This is a genomic window from Pseudoalteromonas aurantia 208, from assembly GCF_014858725.1.
GTDB classification, from domain to species: Bacteria; Pseudomonadota; Gammaproteobacteria; order Enterobacterales; family Alteromonadaceae; genus Pseudoalteromonas; species Pseudoalteromonas aurantia.
On sequence record NZ_AQGV01000015.1, the window covers coordinates 339,317 to 362,890 of the forward strand.

Consider the following 23,574-nt stretch of genomic DNA (forward strand, 5'->3'; position numbering starts at 1 on the left):
ATTTAATTAATGACCACTTTGAAAGACGATTTATCAAGGAAAATAGGGTACTAAGTATGAACAGCGATAATGCACCACTGGTTATTTTAGGCGTAAATGGCGTATACCACGAATCATCCGCGGCGATAGTGATTGATGGACACACTAAATTTGCGATAGAAGAAGAGCGTTTAAATCGTGTAAAGCACGCTAAGCCAGCAGGGCTAGATAATCCGCACGTGTTACCACATAACGCTATTTCGGAATGTCTTAAGTTTACTGAGCTGAGCATGAAAGATGTGGATATTATCGCATTTTCATTTAATCCAGCGAAGCGTTTATCAAAGCATCGTCATGTGCAGGAATCAAGCGAAGAGAATGGCTGGGGTACTGCACAGGCTGAACGTGCATACTTCGATAAACTAATGACTGTGCCACGCCAGTTTTCGGAACTCGGTTTTACTGGTCAATTTATGTGGGTCGATCATGAAATGGCCCATGCCGCATCGGCATTTTACCCAAGCCCGTATGAACAAAGTGCGATTATCTCGATTGATGGGATAGGTGAGTTTGAATCAGCGTCCATTGGCTATGCCCAAGGTAATGACATTCAGTTTACGCATCATATTAACTACCCGCACTCTATTGGCTTTTTATGGGAGAAAATGGCCAAATATTTAGGGTTTTCTGAATATGACGCATGTAAGGTCATGAGTGTGGCGTCTTTTGGTGATGGTCAGCGATATAAAAAGCAGATGCAAACATTGTTATACCCAGAGGGGTTTGGGTTTAAAGTGGATGCAGACACATTGTGCTTTCGGTTAGAAGATTACAGTCATTTAACGGCTTTGTTTAATGTATCGAGGCGTCATGATCATGAGCCATTATTAGCGGTACACCATGATATTGCTGCGGCATTACAGGCGGTTACCAGTGAGGTGTTACTGCATTTGGCTAAATCGGCCCATGAACTAACAGGCAGCAATAATTTATGTATGGCGGGTGGTGTTGCGCTTAACTGTGTGGCAAATACCGTTTTATTTGAAGAGGGGCCTTTTGAAAACCTATACATACAACCCGCTGCGAACGACGCGGGTACTGCTTTAGGGGCTGCACTTTGGGCATATCATGGCGTACTTCAGTCAAACACGCGAGTGCCACAACCAGAACATACTTATTTGGGGTCATCATTTGATGACGTAGAGATACGCGCAGTATTAGACAATGCGGATGTGTCGTATACCCAACATGATGACTTGGCTGAGCAGGTTGCGCAATTATTAGCCCAAGGAAAAGTCATTGGTTGGTTTCAAGGGGCGATGGAGTTTGGGCCACGGGCATTGGGTAACCGTTCTTTATTGGCAGACCCTCGAGACCCAGAAATGGTGAAGCGCTTAAACCGTTTGGTGAAACATCGTGAAGATCATCGACCATTTTGCCCTTCCGTATTGACTGAGTATGCGGATCAGTGGTTTGAAATAAAAAAGCAGGCTGAGGCTGCTCGATATATGTTGATGGCGTACCCTGCGAATGAACAATTAAAAGATAAAATTCCCGCCGTTGTTCATATTGATGGTACTTCGCGTATTCAGCGTGTAGATAAGGTAAGTAACCCAAATTATCACGCATTGATCAGTGCATTTAATCGCCTCACGGGTGTACCCATGTTATTGAATACGTCGTTTAATGACCGGGAGCCAATTGTGTGTACACCGCAAAATGCAGTTAATACCTTGATGCGTACAAACATCGACTTCTTGGCCATTGGCTCTTATTTAGTGCTCAGCAATGCTAAAAATACACGCACTAAAAATAACGCGAAAGCACAGGCGTTGGCCTAGTTTTTATTAGCCGTAATCGTGCGAGTGAATGTAGGTAATATACATTCACTCTATTAACCTAAGCGTGGTTAGGCACAAACCATCCGCTCTTAGATTGTGTAATGTATCGTTTTGAGTAACCCCTTTATGCTTAATCAACCCGTACTGCCTCAAAGCCCGAATGAGTCGGATAGTTTAACGCCAACATTAGACCAACTGGTGTTGGATATTATGACGCAAAACCCAAATGCTCTGGCAATTGTAAGCCCGCAATGGCAATGTAACTTTGCGCAACTAAGACACCATGTTGCGCAGTGTTTAAGAATGATGGATGACCATGTAGCATGTCACTCAAAACCGATTGGCATATACAGTAAAGACCAACGAGTGATTATAGCGAGTATGCTTGCTTGTATGATCAGACGCACCCCGTTTGTGTGTTTAGACTCGAACTTTCCTGCTTTACGAGTGAATTACATGGTTAAGCATAGCCGAGCAAGTTACGTACTAACCGACTGCACAGAAACGACTTTTAAAGTGCCTAGTTTACTGATGAACCTGACGGAACCAGACGCCAGTACAGATAGTTTGTCATGTTTAATTGGCCATAATATCGCATGGGGTCAACACCATAGTGAGTATAAACATCAAAGTGAAGCCAGCTTAATGGCCTACGTGGTTTATACATCGGGTACCACAGGCCAACCAAAAGGCATCGCAATATCACGCGCAAGCTTGGCACATAAACTGGCGCACGCGCATCGCTTTTATAATCTTACCCAATCAGACCGTTCATTGTGTATGGTCTCGTGCTGCACGGATACCTTTATTCAGCAATCAGCCATGACGTTACTCGGTGGTGCGAGTTTACATTTTAGTGCACGTTCATTAGTTGACCCTGAAGACTTTGTACAGTTTTGCCAATTGCACCATATTACGTTTACTGACTTAGCTCCGAGCTTTTGTTTGTCGTTGCTCAGTGATGAACGCGCTACGATGTGGTGGCAATATTTGTCACTGAAAACGCTGGTACTTGGTGGAGAAGAGCTTAACCAGAGTATTGTAAGTAAGTGGCATCGGTTAGGGTTATTCTCACGGTGTAGGCTGGTGAATGAGTACGGACCTTCTGAAACGACCATCACCTCGGTAATTCATCAAGTCACCGCGGCAGATCGGCATACTGAACGAGTACCTATCGGGCGTGCAGTGGGTGATAGCCAATTACTTATTTTAGATAAACATGGCAATGAATCTACACAAGGCGAGCTCTACATTGGAGGGACTAGTGTTGCCATTGGGTATTTACATGATGCGCAGAAAACCGCAGAAAAGTTTGTTTATTTAGACGTAAATGGCGTATCTCAACGTTTTTATCAAACCGGTGATTTGGTAACACGAGATGAACAAGGTCGATTGACGTTTCTAGGTCGCTTTGATAATCAAGTACAAATTATGGGGCAGCGCATCGAACTCGATGGCATAGAAGCAGTTCTTGAGAAGTATCCGCAAGTGACACTCAGCGCGGTGATATGTGTGGAGAATACATTGATAGCCTATGTTACTTGCATGGGTCAACTAGACAGAACACAATTACACGCGCACATTAATGCACAGCTTCCCGCTTATATGCAGCCTAATAAAGTGATTGTATTGAACGCCTTACCGCTTACGCCGATAGGTAAAATTGATAAAAAGGCGCTTCATGTGAAATACCAAAGTGCGTTGCAACAACGCACTGTTGAAAAAGCGCAGACGCCAAGTAGTGTATTCAGTGCCATTGCTGAAGTGCTAAATATTTCTGTATGCAAATTAAATGTGTCACGCAGTTTTCGTGACAATGGCGGAGATTCATTGCGCGCGTTAGCTGTACAAGCGCGCTGTAAGGACTGTGATTTACCAGTAAAAGTATGGCAGCTTCTGTCAGATACACCGCTAGAAGCATTAAAAGGGGAAGAAACATCGACCCACAATCACATATTTGATCAATCGCTATTAAACTATACCCTGCCTAATAAGTTGTCGATGATTGAAAGCCCTGCGCTGGCAAAGTGGTTAGTGACATTTAGCTTATATTGCGCAGCGCCGTTTGAGGTGAGTAAAGTATCGCAAGTGCTGACTATTTTATTGCGTAAATACCCCAGTTTGCGATTGGGCTTTAATACTGACCCAGAGCCATCTCAGCATTTAAACGCGTTTACTCAGGTACACTACAATCAATTGGATTGTGAAAGCGACGATGAGTTTAAGCGTGCGGTAAAAGACCACTTTAGTGCCAGAGTGGAGCAAATGAACATCAGTGATAATTTGCTGATAGTACATGTATTCGACAGCGCATTTGGTCAGTATATTTGTTTTGCGATGAACCATATGTTGGTGGACGATATCAGTTTGTCGCAGCTATCTAGTGATACAATGCTGCTCTTGCACACGCCAGCGCAATTTTGCCGTAAAACTGATTTAGGCTTGTTTCAATGGCAAAAACAGTTACATGATATTGCAATACAAGGTGGCTTTAATGATCAAGCTCAGTATTGGTTAAATGCCTTAGATCATGCCTCGATATTTTTTGCACAGCTTAACGGCAGAGCCGCACAAAATACCCGAGTGTCACAATACACAGCACGGAAAACTGTTTTCTCAGCTGCACAAATGACGCAAATTCAGTCAAAATTGGCCGCTCAAGGAGTGAACATTATTCATGGCGTGTATGCGGCACTCATGGAAGCATTTTATTGGTTAACTGGCGAAAGTGAATTGCTGTTATCGCAAGATATGCACGGCAGAACCGCACTTGATAATTGTGTAGATGTGAGCCAGTCTGTGGGGTGGTTTGCCAATAGCGTGCCGATATTACTCACGCGGCATGCCAACTCATTATTACAACTGTCGCAAGCAAAGCAAGATATTGCCGAGCTCCCTAGCGGTGGACATAGCTTTTTGCAGTTACTGTGTTTTGCTCAGCACGCAGCATTGGCCCAAAAAATGAAAAGTGCTCGACCCTATGTGCATGTTGTGTATGAGAACAACGCTTTGTTTGATTTAAACACCTTATTTGAATGCAAAACGTTAGGGTTAAGTACCCATAAACTGCTTGATGAGCACCGTTTATCACCAAATGAAGCCTTGTATCATTTAGTGCAAATTACCATATCTGAAAGCGAAACGGATGGATTACACATTGCAATTGCGGCATCCAAACACATTTTGAATGAGCAAATTATAGAGCGACTATTAGACAACACCATTGCCGCACTTGAGGTGCTGGTATAACGCAATGGCAAGTAAAGCGCACTAAAAATTGATGTGGGTGCGCTTTATTTTCGTTTATTTGTGTTTTTTTAACATGGTTTTGATTCTGAGAGTACTCGATAATATCCAGTCGGTGGCTTTACTAAGTGTGTTTTCTTATACGACTGGACTGTATATATATGAGATATCAACACCCTCTGCAATGCTGATATGTCGACCACAAGCATCCAATGGATTGTGACAAACCTCAGTGGGAAGCAGGTTTACCCTGTTTACCCTCCACAAAATGATCTCGTCTGGTCTGAATATCATTTTTGGCAGTATTGTTTAAGATAGCTTCATTGGTGTGAGCAAAAGGGTTCACGTCGATGGTAGGAATATCTTTACGCAATGCATTGCTACTAAACACATGTTCAAAAGTCGGAGCATTGGCGGTTCTGCTACCCAAACCCCATTGGGATTTGGGTATTCCCATCATTTTAAGAATAGTGGCGATCACTGAGGTATGATCAAATGGCACCTCAGATGCTGAGCGAAACACACAAGACTCTGGGACCCAAGGCGAAACCAAAATTAGTGGTACTCGCACCCCAAAGCGATCAAATTTAAAGTCATGTTCATAAAGTTCAGGCTGAGTAGTATCGTCATCTTGCCATGGCGGGGCAGCATTCCATGGGGGGGGCACATGATCATAAGTACCACCATGCTCATCAAAGTTGATGATAAAAAGGGTTTTCTCCCATGCTTGCGGATTGGCCGTTAAGGCATCATAAATCTGTTTTACAAAGGCTTCGCCAGGTGCCAGATTGGTCGGTGGGTGATAGTCATTTCCTTGGCCCTCCAACAACTGACTAAAACCACCGCCCCACTCAGGCTCTAAGAAAGAAACTGATGGCAATTGACCATCGGCGGCTTTTTTAAAGAAGCTATCCATGGTCGAAAAGTGTGGGTCAAAAGACTTATCTTGTAATTGTTCCATCAAATCTCTGGTATAGCTGTATCCTTCAACTCCCAAAAGATCTTTTACCTTGCTACCAGAGCTGTTATATATAATCCAATCTGCAGGGGTATTTTTACCATGCTCACTTAGCACATTCCAAAAAGTTTTTTGATTAAACTGCTGCCCTTCAGGATGACCAGCTCCTAATAAAGAAGTATTGCGATTGTTGACCCAAGCTTCAAGTTTGCCATTATTTAACCCCAATGAATTACCACAAGCGGCGAAGGCGCGATTACAATTGGTCTGGGTCGGCACTGATGAGAAGTAACGGTCTGATACTGCAAAGTTTTTCGCCAATCCATTTAACACTGGTAATTCTTTTGGAGTGTAACTCATCATGATCTCATCGGTAACAACACCAGAGAATTCTTCCGCCGGATTGGAGAAATAAGAAAAATCTTGATAAAAACCAGACATGGTAGCTTGGGTTAGTTTATTAGGGTTTTTCTGATGACCAAATAATTGCTTGTTCACATGCGAGTATTCTTCATGAGGGTCGCAACTTGGTACGTGCATATTGTTATTAGTTCCCTTGATCACATAGTGTTTGTTGCCCTGTTGATCAAGATTAAAGTAAGTCGGTTTTAATCCGTCATAAGTTGGCTTTTCTTGTGCCGGAATAGTCACTTTAGGTGGATGATTGTCATCATAAAGCCAACCCAAGACGTTATCAAAAGAGCGATTCTCCAACATTAAATAAACCACATGTTTGATATTATTCATATTACCTCCCATTAAACCCGAGGGATTTATCCCCGGGTTAAGTCAATCACTAGATCAGAGAAACAGTCACTGTATAATCGCTGCTGGATGTATCACCACCTGGGGTATAAGCGAAAACCTCTGTATTACCGAAGCTAAATGAATGTGCACCAACGGCCGGATCATCAAAAACAATATTGCCTATTTCGAAATTGGATTGGCAGATAAAACTAATATCACAACCACAACCTCTGGGGGCTAAAAATACCGAACTATTACCCATTTTTAACTTTTCGCTACTGCCATTCTCAATCACATCACCAACAGATATACCGCTAAAGGTTGCGTCATCATTGACATGAGAACATTGAGTAATTTTAATGGCTGAGCCCGTTTTGTTTATTAGTGTAACGCTTGCTGATATCGACATGATATTTCCTTTTTAAATTTGTTAATTAATGAGTCGAAAGCATTCTTGCTTTCGATATCTAGAATATTCTGTAGGCAGAACATTGAACATTACAACGGCATTACAGCTAAAAGAGAAAAAGCGTCAGAGTAGTGAAAAAGGACGGTAGGAGTAGTGAAAAAGGACAGGCATAAATTTCTTGCGGTAGTGAAAAAGGACAGGCACAAATTTCTTGCATCTGCGGTGATTAAGATGCTCTATGGCTGTTTTTATATACAGTTGTAATTTAATTTCTCAAAATTGCTAACCTCTCTCCTCGTTATGTAATTTAAAAAATGCACGTTTAAATTGACATGTAAACTTAATCGACTGAATTATATATAGTTTTTACTTTAGTAAAATGACATAACGACCCAAATGATTCTTGGTTAAGTAAATTCTCGGTTTCATCATTGGTGGGAGGTGATTGTTGTGTGTTAGAAAAAATGTTAAGTTACTAATATATATTAAATTAATTGGCGGTTTTGGTGTCCTCTCAACGAAATGGGTTCAGAGTGTTTATCGGCATTCACGCTAATACACTGTTGAACTAAGCCGCTACGCGGAGATCCTATTCTTACCATTTGAGCCACACTTTCTCTGAGTTATTTCACAACTTAGAGGTCAAAAATGCATACACTCATTGAACAGGTCAAGGCAGAAATAACCTATCGAGGTTATTCACAAAGAACAAGTAAAAGCTATTGCGCGCACTTACTTAAACTCAGAAATTACTTTAATAAATCATTGGATTTAATTACAGATGAAGAGTTGAATTCATTCTTTCAAGATCCGGCGATTCGCAAGCTTTCTCGGGCAAGCCAAAAGTTACAGATAAACAGTATTTGGTTCTTGTTTAAGCACATTTTACATCGGCCATTGAACTTAGATATTACCTTACCAAAAGCGAAGTCTCGAGCACCCATTTATTTATCTCGTAGCGACATACAACGGCTGATAGAAAGCTGCACAGATATGCGATTAAAGACGCTAATTATGGTGTGTTATGGCTGTGGTTTACGTATTGGTGAGCTATTACGCATTAAAGTTACAGACATAGACGGTCAACGAAAAACCATTTTAATTGAGCAGGGTAAAGGAGATAAATCACGTTACGTTGTTGTGTCAGAGAGTGTATTGAAGCAGTTACGTTGCTACTGGAAAATGTATCATCCTACAGGTTGGATGTTCTATTCTCGGTGGTTTATGGACAAATCGATGTCGCCATCGAGCTTCAGAAAGTCATTAAAAAAGCAGTCACACAGCATTGGTTTGCAGCAGTGTAACCCGCATGCACTTCGCCATGCTTATGCGACACATCAACTTGAATCAGGCATGCCGCTTCATCAATTGCAACATCAGCTTGGTCACAGTGATATTAAAACGACACAGAGTTACTTGCATTGGTTACCTGAATTAGGCCATGGCGGTATTGATTTACTAGCCGATTGGGCAAAACAATGAGTAGGTTACACCTTGCTGATATTTTAAAATTAGGGTTAGATGATTATCGGCAACACCACTCATTGAATTACCAGCAAACACGGGTCTGTCAACATCTTCAATCATGCAGGACAGGCAAGTTAGGGTATCAATCATGGCAATGTGATACGTGTGGCGAGGTAAAACAGGTCGGGTGCAGTTGCCGAGACCGACACTGCCCACGCTGTCAAAGTATGGCAACCGCACAGTGGGCGCAAAAACAGCAAGCACGTTTATTGCCTTGTCGCTACTTCCATCTTGTTTTTACACTGCCACATGAGCTGAATAGTGCTGCGCACTATGACCCAAGTACGCTTTATCAGTGTTTATTTAAAGCAGTATGGGATACCCTAAGTAAATTTGCACAGCGTAAAGGACATGGGCAGTTAGGGATGACCAGTGTATTACATACCTGGGGGCAAAATTTAAGCCAGCATATTCACTTGCATTGCTTGGTGCCAGCGGGAGGGCTAACGCAAACTCAATGGCATGAAAGAGAATAAAAAAGGACAGGCACAAATTTCTTGCATAATTGAGTGGTTTAACTACTGTTTATATATCCAGTTTATTTGAGTGATTAAAATGACAAGAGCACGGAATGCTTTAATTGATTTGTCTGCAACGCCTTATTACCATTTAATAGCACGGTGTGTACGCCGTGCTTTTTTGTGTGGGGAAGATAAGTATTCAGGAAAGAACTTTGACCACAGAAGAGAATGGTTGGTCGAGAGAATGAAGTTGCTCAGTAACGTATTTGCAATAGAAATAGCGGCTTATGCGATTATGAGCAACCATTATCACATTGTTGTGAAAGTAAATAAGCAAACTGCGCTCGATTGGTCAGATGATGACGTTATTAAGCGTTGGTATCAACTTTACAATGGTGATTCATTGGTAGACAGATATATCAATGGAGAAGTATTCGATGATGCAACGATGACTTTCTTCAATGAAATAGTGTCAAAGTGGCGTTTGAGGTTGTATGACATTAGCTGGTATATGAAGAATTTGAACGAATTCATAGCCAAAGAAGCGAATAAAGAAGATAACTGTACGGGTAAATATTGGGAGGGCCGCTATAAGTCACAGGCATTACTTGATGAAAGTGCGCTACTAAGTTGCATGGCGTATGTAGATTTAAACCCAATCAGAGCGAATATGGCAAATACGCTTCAAGAGAGCGATTTTACCTCAATTCAAGAACGGTTACTGCATTTTAAAGCCCAGATAAAAGACAATAAAAAAGTACAATTAAATCCTTCTCAAAACATCCCTCAAAAAGATGACCCAGCCCATATAAGTCAACCTGCGGAATTAAAACCACTTGGTGGAGAGCACATAGCAGGGGGCATCCCATTTAGCCTACTAGATTATTTTGAATTGGTAGATTGGAGTGGCCGCCATGTACACCCAAAAAAGACAGGCTATATAAGCCACTCGATACCAAGAGTATTAGTGACTCTCAATATAGAAGAAACGATATGGTTAGAGCAGGTACAAAGCTTTAGACGACAATATGCAAACTTTGCAGGGAGTAAACACGCTTTATGCCGACAGGCGGCAAAGAATGACGTCAAATGGTACAAAGGAGCTGGGTAACCAGTATTTTATCTATAGAATATCAAAAAACATCAATACGAACCTAGCAAGCACATCAGCTTGCTGTTTTGCTTTCCGTGTTATGAATGAAGTTACTGGTGTGCTTCCAGATTGCACGTGGCTTGTAATGGTGAATTTACAATTATGTGCCTGTCCTGTTGTTGCTATATATCGCTTAGAATTGTCAATCATAACGCTAAAATTGCTGAAGTAGGCTTTATGATTAAGGTGAGTGCTCAGGGGAAAGGCGTTGGTAGTAAAGCGCTTAAACTTATTAAGCAATACGCATTTGACACATTAATGCTAAATAAACTCGTTGCTTTTTGTTCTGTACATAACTCAGGCTCATTTAATTTATTAGAGAAAGAAGATTTTTCCCGTGAGCGCTGTTTAAAACAAAATACTTTAATTAATAATCATTACAGAGATGATTATGCGTATGGCTTATGTAACCCCGCTTTATAAAATATATGAACCTTCTCCGATTAGGTAAGAATAACAGTTATTTTTAGTCGATAATTTGTCTTCGAAAACTATTCACTGTTTTAATTCGCTATGTTTGTTAGCCATTAAAATTGTTTACGGCAAAAACATATTGATGGTCTCTTAATGTGCGTTCATCGCAGCCTCAGTTTGTAGGCCATCGTTTAGGGCTTCGATACCTAAATGGATTTAGATAGCAGGACGCCAGAGCTGGAACATTCATCAGTTAACCTTACTCTGGTATAACAATGCTGTTTTTGCACTTAAAAGCTAACAGTTTGGTAATTGAGCTGAGTGGTGATTTTTATGCGATAAAAGAGGTGACTGCAATTATGATATAACATATCATTTGTTGCTATTCTTACACCAAATTAAAACGCATTATTAAAGGAGGCTTATAGTGTTAAAAAAAACACGTGTAGCTTTAGTAATCTCTGCCGGTTTTTTGTTAAATGCCTGCTCAAAGCAACCAGAGCAAACCCAAAGTAATAAAGTAGACACAGTCGAAACGGCAACAGTACAGAACCCTTTTTTCCAACAGTGGAATACCCCTTTTGGCGCACCGCCATTTGACGAAATTGAAACAAAACACTTTTTGCCAGCTTTCGAAAAAGCCATTGCTGAACACAACAAAGAAATTGCAGCTATCGTTAATAATGAACAGCCAGCAAATTTTGACAATACCATTGCAGAAATGGAGTTGGCCGGTGCATTGCTTTCGCGTATATCGGGGGTGTTTTTTAATCTAGCGAGCACTGAATCTAATGATGAAATGCAGGCTTTGCAGCGTAAAGTTTCTGGTATGTTAACCCGCCATAGAAATGAAACGCGTATGAATGAAGGTTTGTACAAGCGCGTTGCAACGGTATATAAGCAGCGCAACTCGAACGATTCGAACTCAGAACAAATACGCAAAGCTGAATTAAATTCAGAGCAAATTCGTTTACTCGATCGCATTCACCGCAGCTTTGTACACACAGGGGCGAATTTGGCGCCAGAGCAGCGTGCAGATCTTGCAACGATAAACGAGCGTATTGCAGCACTGGCCACTGAGTTTGGTCAAAATGCCTTAAATGATTCTCGCGCCTTTAAATTGGTTCTTGAAGAGTCAGATTTGGCGGGTTTGTCAACAGCACAGCGTGATGCAGCCGCTGCGGCAGCTGCAGCGAGAGATTTGTCCGGTAAGTATGTGATCACGCTAAACCGGGCCAGTGTTGAGCCATTCTTACAGTTCTCTGAACGTCGTGATTTAAGAGAACAAGCTTTTAATGGTTGGGCAAAGCGCGGTGATAACGATAATGAGTTTGACAACAAAGCGATTATCGCTGAAATGGTAGAGCTGCGTGCCAAGCGCGCACAGCTATTAGGTTATAAACACCATTCTGAATATGTGTTATCTAATGCCATGGCAGGTAAACCGGAAACGGCAATGGACTTGCTATTAAAAGTGTGGGAGCCCGCTGTTGCTAAGGCTGAGCAAGAACGCGAATGGATAAAAGACATTATGGTCAAAGAGGGCGCAACACACGAGCTTGAGCCTTGGGATTGGCGCTTTTATGCTGAAAAAGTTCGCAAAGACAAGTTTAATTTGGACCAAGGAGAAATCGCGGAGTATTTTGAACTTGAGAATATGCTAGAGGCTAAGTTCTACGTTGCTAACCGCTTATTTGGTCTTACCTTTGAAGAGCGCAATGATATTCCTGTTTACAATCCGGTGGTGAGGGTATGGGAAGTCAAAGACAGCACTGGTAAATCTATCGGTTTATTCTTTGGGGATTATTATGCCCGCTCTACTAAGCAATCGGGTGCCTGGATGAGTGCGTTCAGAAATCAGCAAAAGTTAGCTGGTGATGTTAAGCCGCTGATCGTTAACAATATGAACTTAAATAAACCAGCTGAGGGTGAAGCAACATTGATGAGTTACTCTGACGCAGTGACGCTATTCCACGAATTTGGTCATGCCCTACATGGTTTACTCTCAAATGTAACGTATCCTACTCTTGCCGGTACCAGTGTTCCCCGCGACTGGGTAGAGTTCCCAGCCCAGTTGTTTGAGCACTTTATCGCTCAACCTGAAATGCTGAAAAAGTTTGCGCTTCATCATAAAACAAGTAAGCCTATGTCTGCTGCGTTGTTAACACGAATTAAGCAAGCCAGCACCTTCAATCAGGGGTTTGCTACGGTTGAATTTACGGCATCTGCATTAGTCGATATGGCTTACCATCAAATGAGCGAAGTGAAAAACTTGGACGTGCGCGATTTTGAAAACACAGTGTTAAGTTCTTACGGTAAACCAGAAGAGATCATTATGCGCCACCGCAGTACGCACTTTGGGCATATTTTTGCTGGGGGTTATTCATCAGCGTATTACGCCTATATGTGGTCTGAGATATTGGATGCAGATGGCTTTGACGCTTTCATAGAGAAGAAAAATATCTTTGATAAAGAAACCGCTGAACGGCTGTATAAGTTTATCTACAGCCGCGGTGATACCTTGGACTACTTTGAAGCTTACGAGGGCTTTAGGGGCAGAAAACCAACAACGGATGCCCTGTTACGCAACAGAGGGTTAGATTAATTTTCGCATTTTAACACTAAAAATCGAAGCCACAGTGCTTCGGTTTTTTTATCAACTCGTTGACGGTGTGCTCGTTATAGAGATACTTAGGTAGCGAATATTCGTTCTGTTGATGTAGTTAATGACAGCTTGGTTATGGCGAAGCATGACTTTTATAGGGTTGGAGCAGTGATAATACAGGCATAAGACCCAATCGTTTTATGCCTGTTTTTTAACTCAATGACTACGGGCCTTTTGATTTAAAAATCTACGTCACAGAGTATAAGCATACCGCCTCTTCTGCACTGTTGAATCATTGGCGGCCTAATACTTCTTGAAGTAACCGTTACATTTCCATCGTTATCAGTAACGCGCAATTTGACTGTGGCTGGTGAGGTAATATCTACATGGCCACGTGTGGTGCTCACGCCATCGACCCACTTTTCTACTTTTTGTACTTGACCGTCGCGATCACTGTAGTTGAAATCAGCAACTACAATCCCTGCGGCATAATAAGTTGTGTCCGTGCGTGAATCGTACCTTTCAGTTACCAAGTGCTCTTTTATGATGGCTTTAGGTGTGTATTGGCAAGATTCACTAGTTACTCTGTCATAGCCAACGCTAGGTAGGATAGAGTTGCATTGATAGGTAGTCCATTGACCACTTTCAAATACAGTTTCCTTTATTGTATGCCATTGAGAAAAGCTTTTAGTTACGTGTTCTTGCATGTGTCTTCCGGAGGCCCAACAACTAGCCCAGCCATAGTAGTATGGTACTTCTGTAGCATCCGTTTGGCAGTTTATTTTTTGATCGCCTGCGGCAAATGCATTAATGGATAGTACTGAGAGTGAACTAATAGCGAATATAGTTAGTAGTTTCATAATAATCCTTATTATATTTATTTTATGGTTTCAATAATTCCAACTTTGTAAAGTTGGAATTCAGATTTATAGCATCCTAAAAGAAGTTAATCAAATGTAAGATTATATGAGGCAATGTTTGAATTTAATTTCGAGCTGATTTTTTACGATTGCCCGTTCAGCTATTGCTATGCTAGTGCCTGTCGCTTAATTAACTTAAGTTGTTAGAATTTATCGCTATTTAAATCTTATTTATATCACGTTAAATCACGCTTGTTACTTTTTTAAGACTTAAATTACTTGCAGATAGAAAATCTATTGGGGGGGGGCTTATTCGCTTTATTTTGAAGTGTTTCTTTGTGGAGGTTATTTTAATAAAGATCCCAAAATCCTGATTTTTCTAGTATGCATTCAGGGTTTTCTATTTAGGAACTTTGTATTTTAAATAGCATATAGAGATTTTTAATGTAGAAAAACAGTTAGCCTGTTACGCCTAGCTTGCTTTATTAGATCTAGTTTGGCACGCTTTTCTTCATTGTATAATTGACTGAGGTGTTGAACACTCATAAATTGTAACAATTGTAATGGTTTACTTCTTTTCTATTTGCGTATCAAATAGCATAGCTATAAAAACGAAACTTTGAACCTATTCGAGAGATAAAATAAGATGAATAAAATAAAACTAACTTCAATGATTGTTGCGTTTTTTACTTTTTTATTGCCATCGCTTAGTTATGCTGAAGCTGTAACTGGTAAGGAATACCAAGCAGTTATACAAACCGCCTATAACTATTTTAATGGGGCTGCAAATGGAGACCAAACGCTTCTTTCAAGCGCTTTTGATCTAGAGTTTGGCCATGTGAAGATGATTACCGAGAATGAAGAGACAGCGAAAGAAACCATTAGAACTGTTCCGTTAAAAGAGTTTTCTGGTTATTTTAAAAAAGCGACTAAAGATACTTGGGAAGCGAATATTCTTTCTGTCGATATAGTTGATGACAAAATGGCTATGGTGAAGCTTGATTTTGATACGCCAAAAACACATTACGTTGACTATCTTGTAATGTACAAACGCGAAGATGAATGGCGTATTATCAATAAAACATTTATTGCCAAGAAAAAGTAACCGAAACCTAAAAAGTTACTCAAAAAAGTTGTAAGTAATGGGGTATGCAGAGCCCTCGCTGCTGAGTCAGGCCCGAATTCAGATAATAAGTGCACCACTGATGGTTAAACAGTGGGAAGAGGCCTGTCGGTGGTGCTTCTGTAATCGCTAGAAAACAAGAGTTGATACCATGAGTTACAAGCAGTTGAACGCAGGGCAAAGATATCTGGTTGAGGTTTACTTACGCGAGGGGTTTAGCTATCGAGAGATAGGGTAAAGGCTAAAAGTAAGCCATAGTACAGTAAGTCATGAAATTAGGCGCAATCGTATTCGAAGTTATTACTTGCTAGAAGTTGCTCACTCAAAGGCGTATAAACGAAAGCGTCTAGCGGCCAAGTATTTCATGCGATCACTCACAATTGCGTACATAGAGCGGGCGCTTAATGCGAGGCCGAGAAAGTGTTTAGGGTTCATGCAACCTGCAGCGTAATTCGATGAATTACGCAAAGCAGTATAATTTAGCGAGTGGTGCACTTTGGACTTAAATTCGCGTTTAGTTGATCACGATAACCCTGATTTTTGAATCCAGTAGGTGATAATAGAAATTATCACCTACTAAGCATGTTGCGTGCATTGTGGCTCAGAGTTGATCACTCAACAAAAATATCAGCTCACTACAAGCTAATTATTGAGTACAACTTTTCTGATCATACTTGCATAATCTCTGGCATCTAGATGTTCGCTATTACAAAATACGATACTAGAATACGCTTTGCCTGGAATACGCTCATAATTAGTGACTGTGCCTAACCAGCCACCACTATGGGTATATATTTTACCAAACTCACTGTCGACCACCATTTGCCCATTAGCGTATTCAAATCGTTCATGTCTTATTTCACTATTCGGGGTTAAAAACTGTCTAAGTAACGCTGTGGGGTTATTTCCTAAGGTTGGGTTATAGAAATAACGATCCCATTTAGCCATATCTTCTACATTCGTATGTAATCCACCATCACCTACCCAAAATAAATTGGTCATGCTGTTGATATAGCCACCTTGTTCAGATGGACGATATCCACTTGCTCGCCTTTTAACAATTTCGGTTGGCTGATCGCTAAAGAATGTATGGGTCATATTAAGTGGTTTGAAAATACGCCGTTCGGCATAATCTCGTAGTGACTCGCCTGAGACTTTTTCTACCAGCATCGACAATAAGAAATAGGCATAGTTACTATATTGCCATTTTTTTTCTGGCTCATGACGCAAAGGCACTGTTTTCACGTAGTCGTAGAACTCACTAATCGTCAAATAATCTTCGTTACCTAATCTAAATTTATTGCCAGCAGACGAACGCAACTTCATTGCGTCTGGATCTTCTAGATTATCAACAAAATCATAATCTCCCATCCCTGCAACATGGCCTAGCATGGCATTAATTGTAACCTCTGACCCATAATTTCTCAGCTTTGGTAAATATTGACGTATATCTGCAGATAACGATATTTTACCTTCATCAGCCAATAGCAAAACGGCCATAGCAGTAAATTGTTTAGAAACTGATGCAATTCTATGCACATGAGAGCCATCTAATGAATTATTAAGCTCTAAATTGGCGAGCCCGTAACCATCTTGATGCACTAGTTTACCATGCTTTATAACACCAACAGAGCAACCTGGACCATTCTCAGGCATATTAGCAAATATGGCATCTATTTTATCATCAAGGTCGTCGGGTTTATTATCTGCCTGAACCGAAAGGGATGCCGCCCCCATGAATAATGCCAGTGAATATTTTAATGCCTTTTTCATATTAAGTCCTTTCCTATATATTTATTAGCTTTGCTATGATTGGTCTTTGCTTCTAATGTGGTGTAGTTAAAGAATAAAGGCCAAATGTTAAAAATTAAATGTACCTTTTTTATGTTCTAAAAAGCAAAGACAATTTAATTAATAATTGATTTTTTATGTTTGCTCTTTTACTCCTCATTTTAAAATAAATAATAGGATAGTCATATAATGCTAAAACGACTATGAATAATAAGAAACAACGGGAGAACATGGGGTTCAGTTATAGGAAAGGCATACGTGTATTAGGTGGGAAGTTCAGACCCGAACTCATGCTGCAAGTGCACCACTTTGAGCTTTAATTTAGGAATCAGTAGTCTTAGCGCCCTAAAACACTGATAGTAAGCAAGGCTGACATTATCCATCGAAAGGCGCACATCTTAAAATTACAATTTATACTCACAATACCGGATCACTAGGGTCGCTATCGTATAGAAAAGTGTTCATTTTTTCTAAAAAGGAGGAGATTTAACCAGCCCCCCCAGAGTTGATTGCTTTTTACTGATCACGCAGAATCTGGAAGTGCACCAGTAATTTTATCATTAGATTTTTGAAAGATATAAAAACTAAAACACAACCCAACTAACAGTCATAAATTTAACTGGTAACAACTGTTAATTAGGTTGGTAGTACGCGTTATTTCTTACTAGTTCGTCTCAGCCACTGGACTCCCCAACAAATCTGTATGAATAAAAAGCGTCCTTTTCCTTTTATCTACTGGGTAAATCCAACTCGAACAACTTCCGTCACTAAAACAGACCTTAATACGATATGTGGCTCCACTATCTTGAGGCAATGTGTAACTCTGCTGATCACCATCTAACGTGGTTAATACCTGCCAGCTTAAATTTGCAATATCAGCGCAATTCGTTGTGCAGGTAGCACTCTCAATCACAAAACTCTTCGCGCCTGATTCACTAGACCAAGTAAGTAATTCACCTGAATGCTCAAAAACAAATTCAGTATTAATAACCTCAACGTGTACTTCATTTTCCCAGCGTGAACTGCATGCTTTTACGGTACGCCTTGATGTGCTTGATGTGCTTGAGGTGTCCAAAACCATGCCACACGCTTGCGTAAAGAACCGGTAAGTACCTGATTGAACGAACTGATAATCGAAAAAGCCAGCTTGGTTATTGTCTACTTGGTGCAGTGCTATGACTTCATTGCTACCTGGTGGAACAACGTAAAGCGTCGATGTCAATATCGTCTTAGGCGTAGCTATAAATGCCCAAGTTATTGTCTCTGTTCTATTAATAAATGTGTACGTAGGCACTGATAACTTAATAGCAGGCGTGTCTTCTGGTAATCCTATGGTAGTGTATTTATCAGTTGGTGCTGACCACGCGGAACATATTGCGTTATCAATACTGCCAATGCATGAACGAATTTTGTAAGCACGTATGCCGCCATCAGCATCATTGAATGTTAACTGGTTAGTACCAGCTTCATTTCCACCGGGAGATATAAAACGACCGGGTAAAGTCCATTCATTTTCATTGAATTTAATCGAGATATCATAATAACTTGCATTAGGAATAGCGCCCCATTTCAGTGTTGTGGAGCTTCCATTAACCGTAACATCATGTATCCAAACTGGGGTTAGTAAAGCATTAGACTCAGTGGTCCAATCAGAGCAATTAATTAAACCATCATCACAGCGTCTCACTTTATAACTTCTTTTACCTGATGGCAGGCTTGACCAAGCAATGCTGCTTTTAGTGCTTGTATAACGTCCAGGTTCAGTCCATTCATTACTGTTATATTTAACCAGAATGTCAAATACGCCTTCTTGAGCACTCCCCCAGTTCACCATCACGCCATTACTCTCTGTCAATGTTGCTTTTGGCGTTGTCACAAAGCTTTTTGTTGGTAAAGATAATTCCGACCATTGCGAGCACGCAGCAAGGTGACATGCCTTGATTGAATACTTAGAATACCCATTTACTTTATCAATAAGGGAGATTTGATTTGTATCACTTCGATATTCTTTCACTGATGAAGAAAAATCACTCCATTGCCAATGCTCTTGCACTATATAGTGAGTTGCAAAATCGACCTTAGTCCAAGTAACGTGATTCTCACCCATATTAAGAGAAGCGCTTGGTCTATGTGGAATAGCAGGCACAGGCGCATTCATAACGATTGTCCCCATATTAGATCGAACCCCACCATTATCTGTCACCCAAAAAGATACAGTGTCTTTTACAAAGTTTGGGTTAGGAATGTATTTAAACACACCGTGAGGCTTACCAGGCACCCGCACAAACTGGCCTCCGTCTGTTTTATGGTCAATGCTGCCTTCAGGTATAACAAATTGATAAGTAAACTGATCAAACAAACTTGGCGACTTACTTGCCTCAGGGTCTACTACCAATTCAGACCTGATGTCAATTTCTATACCCTGCAAATTAGTCACCGTTTCTTCTAAATCAAAAACAGTCGGTGCCTCATTCACTGAAATAAGTGATACTGGAACAACAAATGTGTTCGAATTACTCACGCCATCACTCACTTGAACAAACACACTTAACGAAGTCTCCTCGTATAGTGGATCAATGGTAATAAGCTCTGTGACAGGATCATAAGTATATGGCCCTAATGTATCGTCCACCACAAGTGTTAAGTCACTATGTCTGTTCATTGACCCTTGATATCTGATATGAAGGTCATTAATAGAAAGCTGAAAAGGCTGATCCTCTCTTATCTCAGTCAGCGTGTTAGAACGTATGATCACCGGTGAAGAAGTATGCTCTTTTATATCAAGTACAATATCGCCTCGGCCCGACACCGCGCCTTTGTCATCATATACAAAGAAAAACACGTGATCTCGGCCAATAAAACCAGCCGGTGGTGTATATTCAACCACTCCGTTTTTAGCACCCGGTACTTGTAAAAATCGCCCTCCTTTGTTTGTCCCCCCGCCGTGATCTTCTCGCACTGCTTGTTTAGAAAAAATATACTTAAACTGTTCTAACCTTGGATCGTTTAATCCGTGTGGACCAAAAGTTATGTCGGGGTCGTGCATCATTGCGGACATGAATAAAGTAAATTTTTCGTCTTTGACAGACTCCAATAAAATTTGCCCTGCTTGTGGGGAATCATTGACGTCATTAACCGTTATCAGCAACATGTATTCTAATGAGCGGTGTTTTGCATCAAAGAGTGTAACAGGAACAAATAATTCACCAGAAAAATGCTGCTTAGGGGTGAGCGATAAGCCATTGAGAGTGTAATTTTCCCCCTCAGCTAATTCCAATACAATATCACCATGAAGTGAATCACTGTCTGTATAGTTAATATGATCAAGTGTTAATTCTAACGTGGTGTCTTCATCCATAAATAAGGGCTTTTGACCGATGATCACAGGCGCAGACTTATTTTCTTTAAGCACAGTCATATTTACTTGGGCACTCGATTGCGCACCCGATTTATCTGCAATGGTATAGTGAATGACATCAGCACCATCAAAACCCATATTAGGCTGATATTCAATACTATTGCCATTGTTCAACACTATGCCATACATCGCCGATGCCTGTTTAACGGTTAATACATCACCGTCAACGTCGGTATCATTATCAAGCACCTCGATGGTAATTTTGGAATTTGCTATAACAGTGGCTGCATCATTATTTGCAACTGGTGCATCGTTTACCGAGTTAACTGTAATATAGGCTTGCCCTGAGAGGGCATTAGAGCGACCATCTGATAGCCAGTAAGTAATTCTATCTTGGCCTGAAAAATTATGCGGGGGCTGATATTTTACCTGACCATTTGGCATTAGCTCAACTTCGCCAAATAATGCACTGACCGAGACAATCTTAAGCGCATCTTTGTCCAAGTCGTTATCATTACCCAGCAGATTTAGTAAGCCCAACTCATCTTCACTCAGTGTAATGTGATCGTCTGTCACAACTGGTTTATTATTGGTCTGAGCTTGAGCATGTAAATTCTTTAGCATGAAATTTAAATGCGTTGGAAAATCAAAAGCAGATAATGCGCTACCACTAAACACACATATATAAATAAAGAGAATACCAAGAATGACTCGATTCACTACAATCCCTTAAAAAATTTTATTTGTTTTTATAATTAGGTTTATTTAATCCAGCACGGTGTACTACCACATAGTGGGTGTTCCGTTTTCTCAAGCTTTACCGCTCTGGTAGATTGATAAGCTAAGCTGCGAGTTTCTTTAGTACAACCCCCATTTGTATCCCCTCTATAAAAGTGAACGTGACCATGATCAGCTAAACGGTTTCCTTTGATAGTTGAATCCGAGTACGTTAAATAATGATTTACTGGCTTAACAAACTTCAAATACTCATAGCCATGATAATCCAGATAAGGATCTCCCTTACACTCAGCATCTAAATAAGAAAAACCATTGTTATTTTCTACAATTTCGGGGCGATAAAGGTGCATTTTAATTGTGCCCCCAATGGGTGCATACTGATACCATCCACTGTCACCTGATATGACCTTGCCCACTTTGGTGAAACCGTCGCCTTTATAAAGCCATGCGCCATCATGTCTGCCATTTGAGCTTTGATTAATACTGAGTAAAATACGTGCGGCTTGTTCAACACCCGCCAACGACTCGCATCGCATTGTTGAGTGCACCGAGACCAACTGTTCTTTAGACACCGCAGTTACTAACAAGCTATACATAGCTTGGCCTTGCAAAGAACTTAAATTTATTGCCCACTGGTTAGTGCGTTCAGCAGTAACGCAGCTTGGTACGGTATGGGTTTTTGGCTCTGATAATGTAAATGTGGCCACTTCACCTTCCACTGTAAGTTGCGATACTGTAGAGGCCGCTAACGCCATACTAGGTGTCATTAAGGCAATTAAAGGTGCGATTAAAGGTGCTATTAAATATTTCATCTTCTTCCTTTGGTTATTCATTGCTTTCTTTCATTAACACGGGTCATTTTTTATTTAATAATACACGCGCTCTCGCCACATAATGGATGAGGGTATCGAATTACCTTAGTTACACTTTCTGAATACATACTGGCCATAAAACCCTTATATCGACAGGTTGTTTCAGGCACCGTATCAATATATTCTACCCTGGATTCGTATACTTTAACCTGCCCTTTAGTATTGAGTCGGTCATCTATGTTATCAGGGTGACTTTTCGCACCATAATAGTCTAAATTTCTAATATAAATGGGACGCTTCTGAAGGCCATACTCTGAATATGCTTCCCCACGACACTGTGCATCTAAAAATAATAGCCCTGTGGTATGTTCATAAAGAATATAAATGCTCGGTCCTTTACTACCCACCTCAGATGCATAATAAGTCTCATTTCTATACTGCCCAATAATATTTCCTAACTTGGTTACACCATCACTTTTGTACAATGCGGGTACTTGGCTGCTTGCTTGAGTGGGCTTTTTATGGAGTGCCACGCCAGCGGCCTGTTCAATGGTTGCGATTGATTCACATCGCTGTGTTGAACTGACTTTAACTGGCTGTTCTTTAGAAACCGCGGTCACCAGTAAGCTATACATGGCTTGACCTTGCAAAGAACTTAAGTTGATAGCCCACTTGTTATGATGTTCAGCACTGACACAACTGGGCACTTGGTGAACTTTAGGTTGAGATAAGGTAAAAATAGCTGTTTCACCGAGTACCTCTAGCTCTTTAATTGAAGAGGCTGAAAAAGCCATTAAGGGTATAGATGTCATCGTAAATAAAAATAGTAAGCGTTTAATCATCGCTTTGCTCCGGGATTAAAAAATAAAGGTCTATCAAGTGGTAATTTATTCTAGAGTTAATCCGAAGGTAAATAATATAACTTCCCTTGCAAAATATTGGACTCTATTGTTTGTATAATTAGTTAAATTTTATATATGGTAACCACATTAGTAACGGTGGGGTGGGGGGGAATTATAGCCTCCCTCTTAATTTAAAAATACGCTAAAAAATTAATATCAAGATTAAAAAGCTAGCAGTACATATTTAAAGCTCTAGCGAGCGACGGTGATCTTCTCGACTATTTCTAGCTCAGTACCTGTTGCACAACGGCCTGAACCTACAATATTTAACCCTAATTGGCTATCAAATGCACCTAACACTAAACTCAAAAGATTGGCGCTTCCTTTGCTGTTTAGGTCGATTAACCACTGATCCATTAATTCAAGTCGAGAACAAGATGTTAAAGCACTGCGTTTTTGGTTAGTTTTAAACCACACTTGATCATTTTTAACTTCAACCTCAGTAATATGATATTTTTCATCCAAGCTGATACAAGAGAAGCTAGCAAAAGTAATCACTAAAAAATAAATAATCCGCATTTAAACTCACAAAAAATAAAGTTAATGCCAATTATAATTAAAAAAACAAAAAGGTACAATCATAAATAGAGCCAATATATAAAAACCCTTCATTGAAAATGTGATAGAAAAATAAAATTAAAGCAAACTGG

General features: G+C 40.5%; 15 protein-coding genes and 2 pseudogenes. 9 read left to right on the plus strand and 8 right to left on the minus strand.

What is annotated here, in order from left to right:
• Nucleotides 1-56 precede the first annotated feature (56 nt).
• A complete protein-coding gene (locus PAUR_RS19900) occupies nt 57-1,820 on the plus strand; it encodes a carbamoyltransferase family protein (RefSeq protein ID WP_192509473.1) in 1,764 nt (587 codons plus the stop codon).
• Nucleotides 1,821-1,946: 126 nt separating this feature from the next.
• The gene (locus PAUR_RS19905) at nt 1,947-5,069 is read left to right on the plus strand and encodes an amino acid adenylation domain-containing protein (protein ID WP_192509474.1); all 3,123 of its coding nucleotides are present in this window, start codon (nt 1,947-1,949) and stop codon (nt 5,067-5,069) included.
• 226 nt (nt 5,070-5,295) lie between these two features.
• On the opposite strand, the gene PAUR_RS19910 is transcribed toward PAUR_RS19905, so the two are convergent.
• On the minus strand, nt 5,296-6,771 hold the full coding sequence (locus PAUR_RS19910) for an alkaline phosphatase family protein (protein ID WP_192509475.1): 1,476 nt from the start codon (nt 6,769-6,771) through the stop codon (nt 5,296-5,298).
• Between the two features lie 49 nt (nt 6,772-6,820).
• Complete coding sequence (locus PAUR_RS19915) at nt 6,821-7,180, minus strand: hypothetical protein (RefSeq protein WP_192509476.1); 360 nt, start codon at nt 7,178-7,180, stop codon at nt 6,821-6,823.
• Between the two features lie 648 nt (nt 7,181-7,828).
• Between PAUR_RS19915 and PAUR_RS19920 the strand changes: the two genes are divergently transcribed.
• The 5 genes and pseudogenes from PAUR_RS19920 (at nt 7,829) to PAUR_RS19940 (ending at nt 13,340) form a co-directional block, all read left to right on the plus strand.
• On the plus strand, nt 7,829-8,662 hold the full coding sequence (locus PAUR_RS19920) for a tyrosine-type recombinase/integrase (protein ID WP_192509477.1): 834 nt from the start codon (nt 7,829-7,831) through the stop codon (nt 8,660-8,662).
• Nucleotides 8,659-9,171, plus strand: a pseudogene (locus PAUR_RS19925) (IS91 family transposase); the annotation flags it as partial. The gene PAUR_RS19920 and the pseudogene PAUR_RS19925, both read left to right, overlap by 4 nt.
• Nucleotides 9,172-9,262: 91 nt before the next feature.
• Nucleotides 9,263-10,279: a transposase gene (locus PAUR_RS19930; RefSeq protein ID WP_192509478.1), complete on the plus strand. Its 1,017-nt coding sequence runs from the start codon at nt 9,263-9,265 to the stop codon at nt 10,277-10,279.
• A 144-nt stretch (nt 10,280-10,423) separates the two neighbouring features.
• Nucleotides 10,424-10,744 (plus strand): GNAT family N-acetyltransferase, encoded by a 321-nt coding sequence (locus PAUR_RS19935; RefSeq protein WP_192509479.1) that lies wholly within the window; start codon nt 10,424-10,426, stop codon nt 10,742-10,744.
• A gap of 418 nt (nt 10,745-11,162) precedes the next feature.
• The gene (locus tag PAUR_RS19940; protein ID WP_192509480.1) at nt 11,163-13,340 is read left to right on the plus strand and encodes a M3 family metallopeptidase; all 2,178 of its coding nucleotides are present in this window, start codon (nt 11,163-11,165) and stop codon (nt 13,338-13,340) included.
• A 239-nt stretch (nt 13,341-13,579) separates the two neighbouring features.
• Here the strand turns inward: PAUR_RS19940 and PAUR_RS19945 are convergent, their stop codons facing one another.
• Nucleotides 13,580-14,200, minus strand: a complete 621-nt coding sequence (locus PAUR_RS19945) for a hypothetical protein (RefSeq protein WP_192509481.1) — start codon at nt 14,198-14,200, stop codon at nt 13,580-13,582.
• Between the two features lie 646 nt (nt 14,201-14,846).
• Between PAUR_RS19945 and PAUR_RS19950 the strand changes: the two genes are divergently transcribed.
• Nucleotides 14,847-15,305, plus strand: a complete 459-nt coding sequence (locus tag PAUR_RS19950; protein WP_192509482.1) for a nuclear transport factor 2 family protein — start codon at nt 14,847-14,849, stop codon at nt 15,303-15,305.
• A 169-nt stretch (nt 15,306-15,474) separates the two neighbouring features.
• Nucleotides 15,475-15,735: pseudogene (locus PAUR_RS24040) on the plus strand (helix-turn-helix domain-containing protein); the annotation flags it as partial.
• Between the two features lie 230 nt (nt 15,736-15,965).
• Here PAUR_RS24040 and PAUR_RS19955 read toward each other — a convergent pair.
• From PAUR_RS19955 to PAUR_RS19975, 5 genes are all read right to left on the minus strand, one after another.
• Nucleotides 15,966-17,096 (minus strand): serine hydrolase domain-containing protein, encoded by a 1,131-nt coding sequence (locus PAUR_RS19955; protein ID WP_192509483.1) that lies wholly within the window; start codon nt 17,094-17,096, stop codon nt 15,966-15,968.
• A 682-nt stretch (nt 17,097-17,778) separates the two neighbouring features.
• Nucleotides 17,779-21,192 (minus strand): Ig-like domain-containing protein, encoded by a 3,414-nt coding sequence (locus tag PAUR_RS19960; protein WP_192509484.1) that lies wholly within the window; start codon nt 21,190-21,192, stop codon nt 17,779-17,781.
• Between the two features lie 41 nt (nt 21,193-21,233).
• Nucleotides 21,234-22,022, minus strand: coding sequence for a hypothetical protein (locus tag PAUR_RS19965; protein WP_192509485.1), 789 nt, complete (start codon nt 22,020-22,022; stop codon nt 21,234-21,236).
• 50 nt (nt 22,023-22,072) lie between these two features.
• Complete coding sequence (locus PAUR_RS19970; protein WP_192509486.1) at nt 22,073-22,864, minus strand: hypothetical protein; 792 nt, start codon at nt 22,862-22,864, stop codon at nt 22,073-22,075.
• Between the two features lie 252 nt (nt 22,865-23,116).
• Entirely contained in the window at nt 23,117-23,443 is a 327-nt protein-coding gene (locus tag PAUR_RS19975) for a hypothetical protein (protein ID WP_192509487.1), read from the minus strand.
• Between the last annotated feature and the right edge of the window lie 131 nt (nt 23,444-23,574).

Excerpts from the sequence above, each read along its gene's own strand:
- PAUR_RS19910 (WP_192509475.1), bottom strand. The coding sequence starts at position 6,771 with ATGAATAATATCAAACATGTGGTTTATTTAATGTTGGAGAATCGCTCT.
- PAUR_RS19905 (WP_192509474.1), top strand. The coding sequence starts at position 1,947 with ATGCTTAATCAACCCGTACTGCCTCAAAGCCCGAATGAGTCGGATAGT.
- PAUR_RS19955 (WP_192509483.1), bottom strand. The coding sequence starts at position 17,096 with ATGAAAAAGGCATTAAAATATTCACTGGCATTATTCATGGGGGCGGCA.
- PAUR_RS19965 (WP_192509485.1), bottom strand. The coding sequence starts at position 22,022 with ATGAAATATTTAATAGCACCTTTAATCGCACCTTTAATTGCCTTAATG.
- PAUR_RS19900 (WP_192509473.1), top strand. The coding sequence starts at position 57 with ATGAACAGCGATAATGCACCACTGGTTATTTTAGGCGTAAATGGCGTA.
- PAUR_RS19945 (WP_192509481.1), bottom strand. The coding sequence starts at position 14,200 with ATGAAACTACTAACTATATTCGCTATTAGTTCACTCTCAGTACTATCC.
- PAUR_RS19930 (WP_192509478.1), top strand. The coding sequence starts at position 9,263 with ATGACAAGAGCACGGAATGCTTTAATTGATTTGTCTGCAACGCCTTAT.
- PAUR_RS19915 (WP_192509476.1), bottom strand. The coding sequence starts at position 7,180 with ATGTCGATATCAGCAAGCGTTACACTAATAAACAAAACGGGCTCAGCC.
- PAUR_RS19950 (WP_192509482.1), top strand. The coding sequence starts at position 14,847 with ATGAATAAAATAAAACTAACTTCAATGATTGTTGCGTTTTTTACTTTT.
- PAUR_RS19970 (WP_192509486.1), bottom strand. The coding sequence starts at position 22,864 with ATGATTAAACGCTTACTATTTTTATTTACGATGACATCTATACCCTTA.
- PAUR_RS19975 (WP_192509487.1), bottom strand. The coding sequence starts at position 23,443 with ATGCGGATTATTTATTTTTTAGTGATTACTTTTGCTAGCTTCTCTTGT.
- PAUR_RS19935 (WP_192509479.1), top strand. The coding sequence starts at position 10,424 with ATGTGCCTGTCCTGTTGTTGCTATATATCGCTTAGAATTGTCAATCAT.
- PAUR_RS19920 (WP_192509477.1), top strand. The coding sequence starts at position 7,829 with ATGCATACACTCATTGAACAGGTCAAGGCAGAAATAACCTATCGAGGT.